Annotated in this window: 14 protein-coding genes; 5 read left to right on the top strand and 9 right to left on the bottom strand. The window is 69.0% G+C overall.

Features of this window, described 5'->3' with window-relative positions:
* The first annotated feature begins 72 nt into the window (after positions 1 to 72).
* A complete protein-coding gene (locus ABH933_RS12120; RefSeq protein ID WP_429417297.1) occupies positions 73 to 813 on the top strand; it encodes an SDR family NAD(P)-dependent oxidoreductase in 741 nt (246 codons plus the stop codon).
* Between the two features lie 70 nt (positions 814 to 883).
* On the opposite strand, the gene ABH933_RS12115 is transcribed toward ABH933_RS12120, so the two are convergent.
* Entirely contained in the window at positions 884 to 1,441 is a 558-nt protein-coding gene (locus ABH933_RS12115) for a hypothetical protein (protein WP_429417294.1), read from the bottom strand.
* A 1-nt stretch (position 1,442) separates the two neighbouring features.
* A complete protein-coding gene (locus ABH933_RS12110) occupies positions 1,443 to 3,284 on the bottom strand; it encodes a DEAD/DEAH box helicase (protein WP_429417790.1) in 1,842 nt (613 codons plus the stop codon).
* A 250-nt stretch (positions 3,285 to 3,534) separates the two neighbouring features.
* On the opposite strand from ABH933_RS12110, the gene ABH933_RS12105 reads away from it, so the two are divergent.
* On the top strand, positions 3,535 to 4,245 hold the full coding sequence (locus tag ABH933_RS12105; protein ID WP_429417788.1) for a TetR/AcrR family transcriptional regulator C-terminal domain-containing protein: 711 nt from the start codon (positions 3,535 to 3,537) through the stop codon (positions 4,243 to 4,245).
* 272 nt (positions 4,246 to 4,517) lie between these two features.
* Complete coding sequence (locus ABH933_RS12100) at positions 4,518 to 5,582, top strand: alpha/beta hydrolase (protein WP_429417291.1); 1,065 nt, start codon at positions 4,518 to 4,520, stop codon at positions 5,580 to 5,582.
* A gap of 142 nt (positions 5,583 to 5,724) precedes the next feature.
* Here the strand turns inward: ABH933_RS12100 and ABH933_RS12095 are convergent, their stop codons facing one another.
* On the bottom strand, positions 5,725 to 5,919 hold the full coding sequence (locus ABH933_RS12095) for a DUF7455 domain-containing protein (protein ID WP_429417288.1): 195 nt from the start codon (positions 5,917 to 5,919) through the stop codon (positions 5,725 to 5,727).
* A 377-nt stretch (positions 5,920 to 6,296) separates the two neighbouring features.
* Between ABH933_RS12095 and ABH933_RS12090 the strand changes: the two genes are divergently transcribed.
* Complete coding sequence (locus ABH933_RS12090) at positions 6,297 to 6,692, top strand: DUF952 domain-containing protein (RefSeq protein WP_429417285.1); 396 nt, start codon at positions 6,297 to 6,299, stop codon at positions 6,690 to 6,692.
* On the opposite strand, the gene ABH933_RS12085 is transcribed toward ABH933_RS12090, so the two are convergent.
* From ABH933_RS12085 to ppgK, 5 genes are all read right to left on the bottom strand, one after another.
* Positions 6,631 to 7,458: a rhomboid-like protein gene (locus ABH933_RS12085; protein ID WP_429417282.1), complete on the bottom strand. Its 828-nt coding sequence runs from the start codon at positions 7,456 to 7,458 to the stop codon at positions 6,631 to 6,633. The genes ABH933_RS12090 and ABH933_RS12085 overlap by 62 nt on opposite strands.
* A gap of 62 nt (positions 7,459 to 7,520) precedes the next feature.
* A complete protein-coding gene (locus tag ABH933_RS12080) occupies positions 7,521 to 8,294 on the bottom strand; it encodes an MHYT domain-containing protein (RefSeq protein WP_215922011.1) in 774 nt (257 codons plus the stop codon).
* Positions 8,295 to 8,659: 365 nt separating this feature from the next.
* Positions 8,660 to 10,240: a Na+/H+ antiporter gene (locus tag ABH933_RS12075; protein ID WP_429417279.1), complete on the bottom strand. Its 1,581-nt coding sequence runs from the start codon at positions 10,238 to 10,240 to the stop codon at positions 8,660 to 8,662.
* Positions 10,241 to 10,440: 200 nt separating this feature from the next.
* Entirely contained in the window at positions 10,441 to 11,892 is a 1,452-nt protein-coding gene (locus ABH933_RS12070) for an RNA polymerase sigma factor (protein ID WP_429417786.1), read from the bottom strand.
* Positions 11,893 to 11,967: 75 nt separating this feature from the next.
* Positions 11,968 to 12,726, bottom strand: coding sequence for a polyphosphate--glucose phosphotransferase (gene ppgK / locus ABH933_RS12065; RefSeq protein WP_215922014.1), 759 nt, complete (start codon positions 12,724 to 12,726; stop codon positions 11,968 to 11,970).
* Positions 12,727 to 12,866: 140 nt separating this feature from the next.
* On the opposite strand from ppgK, the gene ABH933_RS12060 reads away from it, so the two are divergent.
* Positions 12,867 to 13,769 (top strand): inositol monophosphatase family protein, encoded by a 903-nt coding sequence (locus ABH933_RS12060; protein ID WP_429417276.1) that lies wholly within the window; start codon positions 12,867 to 12,869, stop codon positions 13,767 to 13,769.
* A 27-nt stretch (positions 13,770 to 13,796) separates the two neighbouring features.
* Here ABH933_RS12060 and cei read toward each other — a convergent pair whose 3' ends face one another.
* Entirely contained in the window at positions 13,797 to 14,474 is a 678-nt protein-coding gene (gene cei / locus ABH933_RS12055; RefSeq protein WP_429417273.1) for an envelope integrity protein Cei, read from the bottom strand.
* Positions 14,475 to 14,513 lie beyond the last annotated feature (39 nt).

Genomic DNA, 14,513 nt, shown 5'->3' with positions numbered 1-14,513 from the left:
ACCCCTTGACGCGGTCGCCCGGCGTCTGCTTGGGTTATTTATGTATTGATCGACACAGAATTGGGAGTGCAGATGAGTGACCTGTCCGGCATGGCGGCCCTGGTGACCGGCGGCAGCCGGGGGATCGGCGCGGCGATCGCCCGGCGCCTGGCCACGTCCGGTGCGGACGTGGCGCTGACCTATCGCGGCGACCAGGCCGCCGCCGACGAGGTGGTGGCCGAGATCAAGGCGCTCGGGCCGTGCGCGCTGGCCATCCGGGCCGACAGCGCCGATGCGGCACAGGTGGTCGAGGCCGTGCGCCGGACCGCGGACGAACTCGGGCGCATCGACATCCTGGTCAACAACGCGGGCATCTTCCCGGCCAAGCCGTTCGAGGAATTCACCCTCGCCGAGATCGACGAGGCACTGGCCATCCACGCGCGCGCCGCGTTCGTCGCCGCGCAGGCCGCCGTCGCGCACATGACCGAGGGCGGCAGGATCATCAGCATCGGCTCGAACCTGTCCGAACGCGCCCTCTTCGGTGGTGTGTCGCTGTACAACCTGAGCAAGTCCGCGTTGAACGGATTCACCAGAGCCCTTGCGCGCGAACTGGGTCCGCGTGGCATCACGGTGAACCTGGTCCAGCCCGGCTCGACCGACACCGACATGAATCCGGCGACGGGCGACCACGCCGCCGGGCAGCTGTCCTTCAACCCGCTGGGCCGCTTCGCCGTCCCCGACGACGTCGCCGCCACCGTCGAATTCCTCGCGGGCCCCGGAGCCCGCAGCATCACCGGCGCCACCCTCACCATCGATAGTGGCACCAACGCCTGATTGTCATCGTGTGTGGCCCAGGGTGTTTCCCGTCGCTGCCCCGGGAGCCATCCGAGCTCGCGGCGCTGGTTCAGGTCGGGATTCCGAAATATGTTGCCGGGTTCAGGGAGTCGAGAGGCGTCCAGCGGGGTGGTGGGGCGGCCGTGTCGCTGTCGGCAGACGGTGCGGCGGTCCGGTAGCCCTGCAGATCGAGCGCCAGCCATGGACTCTCGTCGATCCGGCGGGCAAGGGCATAGTAGGTCGCCAGGACGTGCAGGCAGCGGGGCGTGCGGGCCGAACAGGAGCAGTCGGTGCTGCGCGGCTGCGGGGCCACGGTGATGCCCGAGGCGGTGATCGCGGCGTGTGCGGCGTCGCCCAGTTCGACCGTGTCCGTGGGGATCAGCGCCGCGATGGCGGTGATCGCCTTGCCGGACAGCGGCGTCAGTTCCAGGTAGGTGACCGAGGCCTGGGCGCCGCGGTGGATCGATGCGCGCACCGCGGTGCCCTCGATCTCGGTGTGCACCCCCGCGTTGCGAGCGATGCTGCGGGCGCGGGGGAGCAGCGGCTCGGGGTGGGTCGTGCGCAGGGGTTCGGCCAGGCGGACCCAGTCCATGCCCCAGGCGGTGTAACCGAATTCGTTGTCGGGCATATCAATTGCCTCGCTTTCGGCGCAGGAGGTCGAGCAGGCGGTCGTCGTCGAGGCGGGCCAGCGCCGCGACGGTGCCGGTCTCGGTCCCGGCGCCACCGGTGAGGTCGGCGAGCGCGGACTTGCGGGCGTGCATGCCCGCGATGTGTTCCTCGACGGTCGTGTCCGTGGTCAGGGTGGTGACGGTGACCGTGCGGGTCTGACCGATGCGGTGCACGCGATCCGAGGCCTGCGCCTCGACCGCTGGATTCCACCACCTGTCGAAGTGGATGACGTCCGCGGCGCGGGTGAGGGTCAGTCCGGTGCCCGCGGCGCGCAGGCTCAGGATCAGCACCGGCGGACCGTCCGGCGCCTGGAACTCGGCCACCATCTCGGCGCGTTCGGCCTGGTTCAGCCCGCCGTGGAAGAACGGCGCCCGCACGCCGAGCGCCTCGGCGCAGTACCGCACCAGGAGCTCGCCGGTGCGGCGGTACTGGGTGAACACCAGGGTCGGGGCGCCGAGTTCGACATTGTTGGCGAGGATGTCGGCGCAGACATCGAATTTGCCGGAGCGGCCGGACAATTCGTCGAGATCCCCCGAGATCAGCCCCGGATGGTTGCACACCTGTTTCAGCGCGGTCAACGCGGCCAGCACCCTCGAATGCCGTTGCGCGCCGGAGCCGAAACCCTCGGCCTCGGCGCGCTCGAGCACCTCGTCGTAGAGCCGCCCCTGCTCGGCGGTCGGATCACAGGTCAGATCGCAGTGAATCTTCGCCGGCAGGGTGGCGGCGACCTGAGACTTGGTGCGGGTCAGGACGATCGGTTCCAGCGTGTCCCGCAGCCGGATCGCCGCGGCGGCCGACCCCTCGTGGATCGGCCGCACGAAGCGCCGCCGGAACTGCGCTCGATGCGTGAATGCTTGCGGCGCGATCAGATTGAGCAGCGCCCACAGCTCGTCCAGGTGGTTCTCCATCGGAGTGCCGGTGAGCGCGACACGCGCCCGTGCGGACAGCGCCCGCGCGGCCCGGGACACCTGTGTCCGCGGATTCTTCAACACCTGGGCCTCGTCGAATATCACCGTGGCCCAGGGCTGTTCGGTCAATGCCGCGGCGTGGCCGCGCAGCGTCGGATAACCGGTGATCACAACCGAACCCGCGGCGAGGCCGGCCAGCGTGCCGCCGCGCCACGGGAGCGGCCGCAGTCCCGGCGCGAACCGCTCGATCTCGTGCGTCCAGTTCCCGACCAGCGACGTCGGGCAGACCACCAGCTGTGGTTCCGCAGCCCGGCCGAGCAGAAATCCGATGGCCTGCAGGGTCTTTCCCAGCCCCATCTCGTCGGCCAGCACGGCACCGCCGTGCAGGGCTGTGCTTTCGCGCAGCCAGGCGACTCCGCGGGCCTGATACGGCCGCAGCCGCGCGTTCAGCGTGGTGCCGAGCTCGGCGCTCACCGCCAGCGTTCCGGTCAGCGCCCGCATCGCCCGCTCCGCCGAAACGATCTCGGTCCCTGCGGCATTGGGCACTGCATGCGCCGCCGGCGGCAGCGTGCGGGTATCGTCGCGCCCCTCGAGCGCGTCGCGCCACGCATGCAACGACGGGCTGGGGAACGGGGCGGCGTCTCCGTGTGGATCGGCTGGCGTGCGTCCCGCTCTGGTCGCCGTGAGGGGATCGTCCGACGGCCGGTCGGCCGCGAGGGGCGATTCGATATCGAGCTGTTCGGCGTAGCGATCCGGTTCCACTAGAACGCATTCGACGTCCGTGATGGCGAAAGCACCGTCGGACGAGGGGGTTGCCAGGGCGATGGTCGCGTGCTCACCTCCCGCGGGCGCCGGGCCCGGGCGCTGTCCGGTCCATGTCCACAGGGCGAACATGTGACGGTCGGGCAGGTATGTGGCGTGCAGGGCGGCGGGCACGGAGGCTCCTTCCCGGTCGGCGGGCCTGAGCGGCCGCTGGGGCGTGCGCGAGTCTTGGCTGGGCGGGGCGGTGGCGGGAGTGGCGGGCAGGACGAGCCTCTCTTATCAACGTACGGCGTACGGTGTATTGTAACTCCGTACATCGTACCGAAATTCCGCGAGGAGTGCCGTGCCCGACGAATCGGCCGTTGACCAGGCCGCCCGCCTGATGGGTCTGCTGTGGCGTGAGTCCCTGCCTCCGCGGCAGGGACTGCGGGGGCCGCGGCAGGCCGTCACCGTCGACGAGGTGGTCCGGACCGGGATCGCCATCGCCGACCGCGACGGCTACGACCGCGTCTCCATCCGCACCGTCGCGGCCGACCTGGGCCTGCGTCCGATGAGCCTGTACACCTACGTGCCGAGCAAGGAGGCGCTGATCGTGCTCATGGTCGATGCGGTCGCGATGTGGGACGCGCCCATCGATCCGGCACTCCCGGCGCGCGAGCGGATGGCCGCGATCGCGCACGGCGTCCGCGCCGAACTGCTCGCCCACCCCTGGCTGCTGGAGGTGCCGCCCTGGCGGCAGGTGCTGGGCCCGGGCCGGATGCGCCGCTACGAACGCCAGCTCGCCGCGCTGGAGGGCCTGGGCCTGACGGATCTGGAGATGGATCGCATCATCGCGGTGCTGTCCGAGTTCGCCACCGGCAATGCCCGCATGGCGGTCGCCGCCGCCCGCAGCGCCGAGGAGATGAGCGACGCGCAATGGTGGGAGGTGTACGGCCCGGTGCTCACGGAAGTCGTTCCCGCCGAGGAGTTTCCGCTCGCGATGCGCGTCGGTGCCGCCGCCGGCGAGGCATACCAGGCCCCCGGCAACCCCGACATCGCCTTCGCCTACGGACTCGACCGATTGCTGGACGGTATCCAGATCGGCCGCCGATAGCCGTCGGCATTCGGTGCACCGTCGGCCGCGCGGCACGCGTCCTGCATCGTTTTCCCTCCGGCCGTGCGCGCACCCTCAACCGACTCGGTAGTCCGCGATGTCGTTCGGCGGCGGCCAGCGAGCCGCGTAGATCCGGATCGCCGCGTCGACTACTGTGTCGAACGTAGCTTGCTGAGTAATTGCTGTCTTGTGGGAATGGTATCGGTGAGTTCCCAAGGCGGACCGCGGGATCGGTGCGGCGGACCGCCGGTGACGATCGGAAGGGCTCGCAGTTGAACTTTCGTTGGGCACGCCTCGCGGTCAGGACCGCGGCGGTCACAGCGGCCGCGGTGCTGCTCACGGCCATCGATATCGGGACCGGAACCGCGCGGGGCGGCGATCCGATCGTGGCGTCGGGCTCCCTGCTGGGTGATGTGTCCGCACCGGACGGCTCCCGGATCGAATCCACCAGGCTCCTGAACAACCGCGACGTCCGCCTGACGGTGTATTCGGCGGCGATGGGCCAGAGCTTCCCCGTCGATGTGCACCGGCCGGCCGACGCCTCGGTGCCGCGCCCGACCCTGTACCTGCTCAACGGCGCCGGCGGCGGGGAGGACACCGCCACCTGGGATCACAACACCGACATCGTCAGCGCGTTCATGGCCGACAAGAACGTCAACGTGATCCAGCCGATCGGCGGCGCGTGGAGCTACTACACCGACTGGATCAAGGACGATCCGCACCTGGGTCGCAACAAGTGGAAGACCTACCTCACCGAGGAACTGCCGCCGGTCGTCAACGCCGCACTGGGCACCAACGGCGTCAATGCCATTGCGGGACTGTCGACCTCGGGCACCACGGTGCTGGCGCTGCCGATCGCGAAACCGGGCCTGTACCGGGCCGCGGCGGCCTACAGCGGCTGCGCCCAGACCAGCGATCCGATCGGCTCGAAATACATCCAGATGACCGTCGACGTCTGGGGCGGCGGCAACACCGACAACATGTGGGGTCCCGTCGGCGCGCCGGAGTGGGCCGCCAACGACCCGTACCTGCATGCCGACCGGCTGCGCGGCCTGGCACTGTACGTGTCCTCCGGCAACGGCCTGCCCGGGCCACACGACACCCTCGACGGCCCGTACGCCTCGCCCGGCGTCGGCGGGCTCGCGGATCAGCTGATCATCGGCGGCGTTATCGAGGCAGGGGTCAACTATTGCACCCACAACCTCGCGGCCAGGCTCGGTCACCTGGGGATTCCGGCGACCTTCAACTTCCAGCCCTCGGGCACCCACTCGTGGGGGTACTGGCGGGACAATTTCATGCGCTCCTGGCCCGTGCTGGCGAAGGGCCTCGGAGTGTGATGCCGTGGCTCATGGTGTGGACCCACGGCCCGGGACGGCGTTTCGGGGACAGCGGAACGGGCGGCCCGCAAGGGGCCGCCCGTTCACGGGGTTTCATTTGGACGATTCAGTTGTCTCAGGTTGATCGGACGTAAGGAGCTGATTACAGCGCCGGTGCCGACTCCGTGTCGATCACGGCCTCGAGCGCGCGGAGACGATCCATGTGCTCGTTGGCGTGATGCTGGCAGAAGAGCAACTCACCACCTGCGGGAAGGACTGCGCGTACACGCGCGGCCGCACCGCAACGGTCGCACCGGTCGACCGCGGTCAGTGGGGTGCTAGTCAGGGTTCCTGGCATGACTCCTCCGTCCTGGCTCCCGGTGCAGAAGACCGTTCGCCTGGTGTGGGGCTCGTCGGTCTACTCCGCGAGCTCGCTTCCGCTACTTCCCAGCAGGGGCTACGTGACTACTTTGTCAGACGTTTGAGACGGGGTGTTTGTTCCCGGGGATGTTTCACTGTGTTTTCCCTAACATGACCAGGAGTTTCGCTGTGCGCGAACAAACCTCCCAGGGCTGGTTCGACGCCCGCGAAACACCTGCTCGTTCAGTGTTCCCACCTCCGCTGCCACGTCGATCCAGTTGTCTGTTCGGAGATTACCCCGGGGCGTGGGCGCTCACACCCGAGATCCGGCAAACTCGCAGGCCAGGCCTTGTCGTTATGAGCTAAAGTCGTTTCATGGACGCCGTTTCCGCCGCGAGTGCCCCAATTGCCAACGCGCGCAGCCTGGTTCACCTGTGCACCCGGGAGGAATGGGATCGGGCGCGAGCCGAGGGCGTGCGCCGGACGCCCGCACTGGGTTCCGAGGGATTCGTGCACCTCTCGGCCCCGCGTCAGGTTCACCTTCCCGCCAATCGGCTGTTCGCCGGGCGCAATGATGTCGTTCTGCTATGGCTCGATCCGGACCGGCTCGGATCGACGGTGAAATGGGAGCCGGGAGTTCCGTCCGATCCGGACTCGATGCTGTTCCCGCACCTGTACGGGCCGCTCCCGGCCGCGGCGGTGGTCTCGGTCACCGACTACCGGCCGGGTCCGGACGGGACGTATCCGGAGCTGGCAGGCTCGGCGCAGTAGCGAGGGGATCGGTCGTGGTGGTGCGGGCCTGACCGTCGCGCCACCGTTCGAGCCGCAGCGAGATCAGCAGCGAGGCCGCGCCCAGCACGAAGCCGAGCAGCACCGCCGTCAGGTGGCCGTAGTCGGTGAACGTGTGCCCGCGCCAGACGCCCAGGGCGTACCAGACCACCAGCGCGAGCATCCAGGCGACCCGGGTGGTGCCACGCAGATGAAACGCCAGCACCGCCAGCACCGCCGAAAAGCCGTACGACGAACCGACATCCGTGGCCAGGACGACCTTCAGCGGGATCAGGTGGTGGTGCACCGCGTAGGAGATCCCGGTGACCACGATGAGCGTCGCGCCGACATGCCCGACCGCGAACACGAAGATCCAGCGCAGCGTGCCGAGCCAGCGTTCGGCGAAGGCCATGACGATCAGGAATCCGATGATCGTGCCCCACGGGAATCCGCCCTCGGTCCAGAACGCGGAGGCCACCAGCACCTGCACCGGCTCGCGACGCATGTTGTGCAGATTCGTCGACTGCGACAGGATCAGCCGGTGCCCGGCGTAATCGCTGATTCCGCGCAGTGTCCACCACGTGACGAACAGCGTGAACGCGTAGGCGCAGCTGGCGGGTGCGTCGCCGAGCAGGTCCCGCAGGGCCCGCAGCGCGCGGGTCAGCCGTTCGGGTCCGCGCCACCACTCGCGCAGTCCATGCAGGGCCGTCCCGGCGTCGACGGTCCGGGTCCACGGGGATCGGTAGCGGGTCAGCACCGAGACGGGCACGCGATCAGTTTGGCGGGTCGGCCGTGGCTGGAGCAACAACGGCGAGGTGTGTCGGGAATCGGTCAGCGGCTGGGCCAGTACCTGCTCGCGCGCTGGCCCTGGATGCGGGTGAGGTCCGGCTCGTCGGGGTCGGTGATGCCGACCTGGAGGAACAGCAGGATCGTCAGCATGCTCACCCCGATGATGAGCGGGGTCAGCAGCTCGTGCGCCTGCGCACCCGAGGGCATGGCCATGCCGTCCGAGCCCTGGGTGTGCATCCCGTACATGCCCGTGTAGTGCATGCCGGTGACCGCGACGCCCATGACCAGGGCTGTGCCGATGGAGGACAGGATGCCGTGCACGTGCATGGCGAACCACAGCGCGGCCGTGGCGGCGGCGATCGCGATGCCCAGCGACAGCAGCACGATCCACGGGTCGTAGCTGATCTGGGCGTTGGACTTCATCGCGAACATGCCCGCATAGTGCATCGCGCCCACGCCCAGGCCGGTGATGGTGCCGCCGATCAGCAGCGCGGTGGGATCGCCCTGCCTGCGGACCACCAATGAGAGCCCGATCCACACCACGGCGATCGCGACCAGCGCGCTCAGGATCGTGATCGGAATGTTGTAGCGAATGGTCGCGCCGTGCACCGAAAAGCCCAGCATCGCAATGAAATGCATGACCCAGATGCCCGTGCCGCCCAGCGCGAGGGCCGCGGTGATGATCCAGCCGCGGGGCTTGGGGCTGGTGCGGGCGCGGGTCATGCAGCGCAGTGCGAGCAACGACCCGATGACCGACATGAGGTATGCGAGGGCGGGGGTGAGCCACCCGTAGGTGAATTGGTTGATCTCCGACATGCCAACTCCTTGCTAGCGAGTCGCCGCAGGACCCAACGGGCGACGACACTCCCGCACATTAGCCCGATACTCACAGGTAGTAAATTTGAAGTACTTAGTTCCTGTAAATAGCTGAGTTTGCTGGCGGCATGTCCGCAGGTAACGACTCTGTCACGGCCCTGAGCATGTTGGATCGGCGTGTCGCGAGTACGTCAATGGCACTGGAGCGCCGGTGCTTCGGAATCGGGCGAATGTCCGGCAGCGCGCCCGGGTGCACCCGCCGCGCGGCGAGCTCATAGCCGAAAGGCATCGGCGCACAGCGGATTTGCGAGCGCCGGGCGAATGCGTGCCGCGCCCGGATCGACGGGGCCGTGCCGGGGCCCCGGTTAGACGAAGGGCGCCGGGCGCAGATCCAGGCGGCGCATGAGCCGGTCGACCAGATCCGGGGGCATTCCGGGTTCGCGGCGGGCGGCCAGGGCCTCGGCGCGCCCGGCATCGAGCACCTCGTTGCTGATCGCACGGATTTTCCGGGAGTATCGCAGCGGCTTGTCGGCATCCTTGACGTTGTCCGCGGTTGCCGGGTCCGCATGGGCCAGGCGGCGTTCGAATCCGTCGCGCAGGCGCTGGTGGACCGCGGGCGGCAGCTGGTCGGTGACGGCGAGCTTGTCCAGGCGGGCCAGTTCGGCGCGCAGGATGCGGATCCACAGGTCGCGCTCGAGGGCGCGCTCGGCCTCGGTGTCGGCCTGCACGTGGCTCAGCCGCACCACCGCGGGGAGCGTGGTGCCCTGCAGCAGCAGCGTGAACAGCACGACCGCGAACGCGGTGAACAGGATCTCGGGGCGGCCCGGAAACTGCGCACCATCATCGGTGGTCAGCGGCACGGCCAGCGCGAGCGCGACCGTGGCCACCCCGCGCATCCCGGCCCACCAGGTCACCAGCGTCTCGCGCCAGGTATACGGCTCGTCCGCGGTGCGGCTATACCACCAGCCGCGGACCGCGGCGGTGCTGACCATCAGCCATACCAGCCGCAGCCCCACCACCAGCGCGATCACGATCCCCGCGCCGCTGAGCAGGCGCGGCCAGTCCGGCCCGGTGGCCGCGAGCACCGAGGACAGCTCCAGGCCGATGAGGCCGAAGGCGAATCCGGTCACGAGCATGTCGATGACATCCCAGAACGAATCGCCGACGATCCGGTAGTCGCTGTCGCTGAAATCGGTTGCGGCATCGGTCAGATACAGCGCGCACACCAGTACCGCGAGCACCCCGGACCCGTGCGCGGACTCGGCGATACCGTAGGCGGCGAAGGGCAGCAGCAAGCCCAGCGCAACCTGCCACGGCGCCTCCTCGAGGCGGCGCATGATGCGGCTGCCCACCCAGCCCAGCACCAGTCCGGCCACGATCGCGACGACGGCCGACAGCACGAACTCCAGGGCGGTGTGCCACGCGGAGAAGCTGCCGGTGACCACCGCCTGCACCGCGACGTTGTAGAGCACGATCGCCGTCACGTCGTTGAACAGGCCCTCACCCTCGAGCACGCTCATCAGGCGCCGCGGCAGCCCCAGCCGCTCGGCCAGCGCGCTGACGGCCACCGGATCCGGCGGCGCCACCACCGCGCCCAAGACCAGCGCCGCGGCCACCGGAACCGCCGGATACCAAAGGTGGAAGATCACGGCCACCGCCACGGCCGTCGCGACGACCAGGCCCACCGCGCGCAACAGGATCGGCCCCGCACTGCTCGCGAACTGCTGCCAGGACGTGCGCCGCGCGGCCGCGTACAGCAGCGGCGGCAGCACCAGCGGCAGGATCAGCTCGGGTTCCAGATTGATGTTCGGCACCGCCGGAATCACCGCGAGAATCAGTCCGAACACGGTCATCAGCACCGCCGGGGCCAGCCCGGTCCACCGCGCCAGCGGCTGCGCCAGGATCGTCGCGAACGCCAGAATGAACACCAACACCAACTGATCCACGAGCGCTGTCCCGCCTCTCCGCGACTTCAGCGTGCCGTTGCCTACCACGAGACTCGCTCGTCGGGCCGGCGGATGACGGCCCGGTCAAGGTGGGCCGGTGCCCGGCGAGTTACCCATGTTCATGCGAAATCAGTTGTCACGCATCGTAACAAGGCACCGCCGGGAGATCCGGCGGTGCCTTGTCACGATGCGGTAGTCGATCAGTCCAGGTAGTCCCGCAGCACCTGGGAGCGGCTGGGGTGGCGCAGCTTGCTCATCGTCTTGGACTCGATCTGACGGATGCGCTCGCGGGTGACGCCGTAGACCTGGCCGATCTCGTCCAGGGTGCGGGGCTGGCCGTCGGTGAGGCCGAAGCGCAGCCGGACCACGCCCGCCTCGCGCTCGGACAGCGTCTCCAGCACCGACTGCAGCTGATCCTGCAGCAGCGTGAAGCTCACCGCGTCGACCGCGACCACGGCCTCGGAGTCCTCGATGAAATCGCCGAGCTGGCTGTCGCCCTCGTCGCCGATGGTCTGATCCAGCGAGATGGGCTCGCGGGCGTACTGCTGGATCTCGAGGACCTTCTCCGGGGTGATGTCCATTTCCTTGGCCAGCTCCTCGGGCGTGGGCTCGCGGCCCAGGTCCTGCAGCAGCTCGCGCTGGATACGGCCCAGCTTGTTGATGACCTCGACCATGTGCACCGGGATGCGGATGGTGCGGGCCTGGTCGGCCATCGCGCGGGTGATCGCCTGACGGATCCACCAGGTGGCGTACGTGGAGAACTTGTAGCCCTTGGTGTAGTCGAACTTCTCGACCGCGCGGATCAGGCCCAGGTTGCCCTCCTGGATCAGATCCAGGAACGCCATGCCGCGGCCGGTGTAGCGCTTGGCCAGCGAGACGACCAGACGCAGGTTGGCCTCGAGCAGATGGTTCTTGGCGCGGTTGCCGTCGCGCATGATCCAGTTCAGATCGCGGCGCGTGGTGACGGGCAGCTTCTCGGTCTTCTCGCTGAGCTCGCGGAACTTCTCGGTGGCATAGAGCCCCGCCTCGATGCGCTTGGCGAGCTCCACCTCCTCCTCCGCGTTGAGCAGGGCGACCTTACCGATCTGCTTGAGGTAGGCGCGCACCGAGTCGGCCGAGGCGGTGAGTTCGGCGTCCTTGCGGGCCTGGCGCAGCGCCTCGGACTCCTCCTCGTCCCAGACGAAGTCGCCCGAGGCCTTGTCGGCGGCCGAGGGCTCCTCGGCCTCCTCTTCGGCCTCCTCCTCGACGGCGTCCTCGACGACCTCCTCCTCGGCGAGGTCGTCCTCGGACACGTCGATGTCACCGAGATCCTCGAGGTCGATGGCCTCTTCGTCGAGGTTCTCTTCGCCCTCGGTCTCGGGGCCGGCCTTCTTGGTCGTGGCCTTCTTGGCCGGAGCCTTCTTGGCCGCGGCCTTGGCGCCGACCTTCTTGGCCGGCGCCTTCTTCGCGGCGGCGGCCTTCTTGGCGGGGGCCTTCTTGGCCGGGGCCTTGCGGACCGGCCGTGCGGCAGTGTTGTCTGCGGAGTCGGCCTCGGGGGCCGAATCGGCGGTCTCTCGGGTATTCGTGGCTACCACGTACGCCCTTTCGTGACGGTCTCGTGCGGCGTCACGCCAGAGTGAGTCATTCCGGCGGAGCGGTTCTGTCGGGGGTATCCCGGCTCTCGTGCCGGGGTCGGTTCCGGCTCACCGCCGGGCATGCGTTCCATTGTAACTATCTAAACGGAATGCCTATGGCGCGATACCGGCATCGACTGCCATCGCGGCCCCGACGATACCCGCGGTATTGCGCAGATGCGCGGCCACCACGGGGGTTCGATTGCCCAGCAACGGGATCCAATGCTCGGCGTCGCGGCTGATGCCGCCACCGGCCACGAAGACATCCGGCCACAGCAGGTTTTCCAAGGTCACCAGCACTTTGGTAACCTCCGCGGCCCACTCCTTGTAGGACAGATTCTTTCGTTCCTTGACCGAGGAGGCGGCCCGGTGCTCGGCCTCCTTGCCGTGGATCTCCATGTGCCCGAATTCGGTGTTCGGCATCAGCGTGCCGTGGTACATCAGCGCCGAGCCGATGCCCGTGCCGAAGGTCAGGAGCATGACCAGGCCCTTGATGTTCTTGGCCGCGCCGTACTGGTCCTCGGCCATGCCGGCGGCGTCGGCATCGTTGAGCACCACTACCTCGCGCCCGCCCAGGGCCAGCGAGAACAGCTGGTGTGCATCGGTGTCCACCCAGCTCTTGTCGATGTTGGCCGCGGTGCGGGCGATGCCGTTGACCACGACGCTGGGCAGCGTGATACCGACCGGCCCGTCCCAGTCGGCCTGGGCGACCAGCTTGGCCACCGTCTCGGCGACGGCGTTCGGGGTCGCCGGCTGCGGTGTGGCCATCTTGATGCGCTCGTGGGCGAGGTCGCCGGTGGCCAGATCGACCACGGCGCCCTTGACGCCACTCCCTCCGATGTCGATACCGAAGGCTTGGCCCCGAGTGGACATTGACGACTCCTCGTTCCTGTGAGGTCGGCGCAAACGACTGCGCGCGGCACAATACACGCCGATGTGCGGTGGAGTGCGCGACGGACGGACTGTGTCGTGCACGACAAGCCTAATGCGAGCAATGGGCATTCTGTGGTCCGATGGGGGTCGTGCACGATATCAACCCTGCGGTTCCGAACCCCGACGTCGACGAAATCGCCGAATTGCGGCGTGTCGCAATACATCTCGCACGGACGGCGGCCGCGCACGTGCGGCTGCGCCGGACTCAGGTCAGCAGTGCGGCGGGCGCGTTGCACGCCGACGCCGTGCAGTCCAAGAGCACCCCGACCGATCCGGTCACCGTCGTGGACACCGAGACCGAGGAGCTGATCCGCAGCCTGCTCGCGCGGCTGCGGCCCGGGGAGCGCGTCCTCGGCGAGGAGGGCGGCGGCAGCATCGAGGAGGGCGCCGCGGACATCGTCTGGGTCGTGGACCCGATCGACGGCACGGTGAACTTCCTGTACGGCATCCCGGCGTATTCGGTGTCGGTGGCCGCCATGCGGGACGGGCGGTCGCTGGCCGGCGCGGTCGCCGACGTGGTCCGCGGGCGGGTCTACAGCGCGGGCCTGGGCGCGGGCGCCGAGCGGACCGATGCGGACGGCACGACGAGCGCGCTGCGCTGCGCGGAGGTCGGCTCGGTCGAAATGGCGCTGCTGGCCACGGGATTCGGCTACGGCGTGCACCGCCGGACACGGCAGGGCGAGCTGATCGCGCAGGTGCTGCCGCGGGTGCGTGACATCCGGCGGGTCGGTTCGGCCGCGCTGGATCTGTGCATGGTCGCCTCCGGTCAGGTGGACGCCCACTACGAGCACGGCCTGAACACCTGGGACTGGGCGGCGGGCGCGCTGATCGCCGCGGAGGCCGGCGCCCGGCTCACGCTGCCCGCGGCCGGGACGGTCGCCAAGACCGGTGAACTCGTGGTTGCCGCGGCGCCGGGCATAGCCGCCGAATTGACAAAATTGTTCGACCGCTTGGGCGTGTCGGAGGCGATTCCGGAGCCGTGACGAGGGTCGCCGACGCCCCGGCCCGGGTCAGCAGCTGGCGGCGCGGGCGGCCGAGAGGAGCCCCGAATCTATCGAGGGGTTGCCCGGCGCCGGGTTCTTCAGCGACTTGAGCACCTCCTCGGCGTTGTCGCTGGGCTGGATGTCGTTGCCGAACAGCGTTCCCAGCGCCAGGTCGACGGTGTTGTCGGTGCGCTGATCCTCGATCAGCTCGGCACACGGCGCGACCAGCTGCACCGCGGCGGCCGCGGGACGGCCGTTGACGCCGAAGCGGATCTGGCCGGTGCAGTTCAGGTCGCCGTTCGTGTAGACCGGATCGTTGGCGTACACCGGCGGGGGCGGGCTGGCGAATCCGTAGTCGCTCAGGCCCGTGGCGATGTGCTCGGCCAGGCCGCGCTCGCCAGAGGCGTTGTATACGCGGACCTTCGCCTGGGCGAGGGCTGCGGGTTCCACGTCGTGCAGGCGCGAGGGCGAGACGCGCTCGCCCAGCGGTGCGGGCTTCGGCGCGTCGGGTCCCGAGGCGGGGCTGGGGGAGTTGCAGGCCATCGCCGTGTGCGAGTGGTCCGGGGTCGTCAGCGCCTTGATCCAGACGATTGCGCAGATCAGCGTCAGGATCGCCACCATGGCGACCCAGGGCTGATAGCGGCGCCGGGTGAAGGGGCGCCCCTTCTTGTCGGTCGTGCTGCCTTCGGTGATCAGTGAAACCACACGCACACCTTACGAGTTGGGGCGGCGGTTCCTCGCATG

The organism is Nocardia sp. GP40 (assembly GCF_050434125.1).
Classification (GTDB): Bacteria; Actinomycetota; Actinomycetes; order Mycobacteriales; family Mycobacteriaceae; genus Nocardia; species Nocardia albiluteola.
This window is presented reverse-complemented; position numbering and strand designations above follow the sequence as displayed.

Excerpts from the sequence above, each read along its gene's own strand:
- ABH933_RS12120 (WP_429417297.1), top strand. The coding sequence starts at position 73 with ATGAGTGACCTGTCCGGCATGGCGGCCCTGGTGACCGGCGGCAGCCGG.
- ABH933_RS12115 (WP_429417294.1), bottom strand. The coding sequence starts at position 1,441 with ATGCCCGACAACGAATTCGGTTACACCGCCTGGGGCATGGACTGGGTC.
- ABH933_RS12110 (WP_429417790.1), bottom strand. The coding sequence starts at position 3,284 with ATGTTCGCCCTGTGGACATGGACCGGACAGCGCCCGGGCCCGGCGCCC.
- ABH933_RS12105 (WP_429417788.1), top strand. The coding sequence starts at position 3,535 with ATGGGTCTGCTGTGGCGTGAGTCCCTGCCTCCGCGGCAGGGACTGCGG.
- ABH933_RS12095 (WP_429417288.1), bottom strand. The coding sequence starts at position 5,919 with ATGCCAGGAACCCTGACTAGCACCCCACTGACCGCGGTCGACCGGTGC.
- ABH933_RS12090 (WP_429417285.1), top strand. The coding sequence starts at position 6,297 with ATGGACGCCGTTTCCGCCGCGAGTGCCCCAATTGCCAACGCGCGCAGC.
- ABH933_RS12080 (WP_215922011.1), bottom strand. The coding sequence starts at position 8,294 with ATGTCGGAGATCAACCAATTCACCTACGGGTGGCTCACCCCCGCCCTC.
- ppgK (WP_215922014.1), bottom strand. The coding sequence starts at position 12,726 with ATGTCCACTCGGGGCCAAGCCTTCGGTATCGACATCGGAGGGAGTGGC.
- ABH933_RS12060 (WP_429417276.1), top strand. The coding sequence starts at position 12,867 with ATGGGGGTCGTGCACGATATCAACCCTGCGGTTCCGAACCCCGACGTC.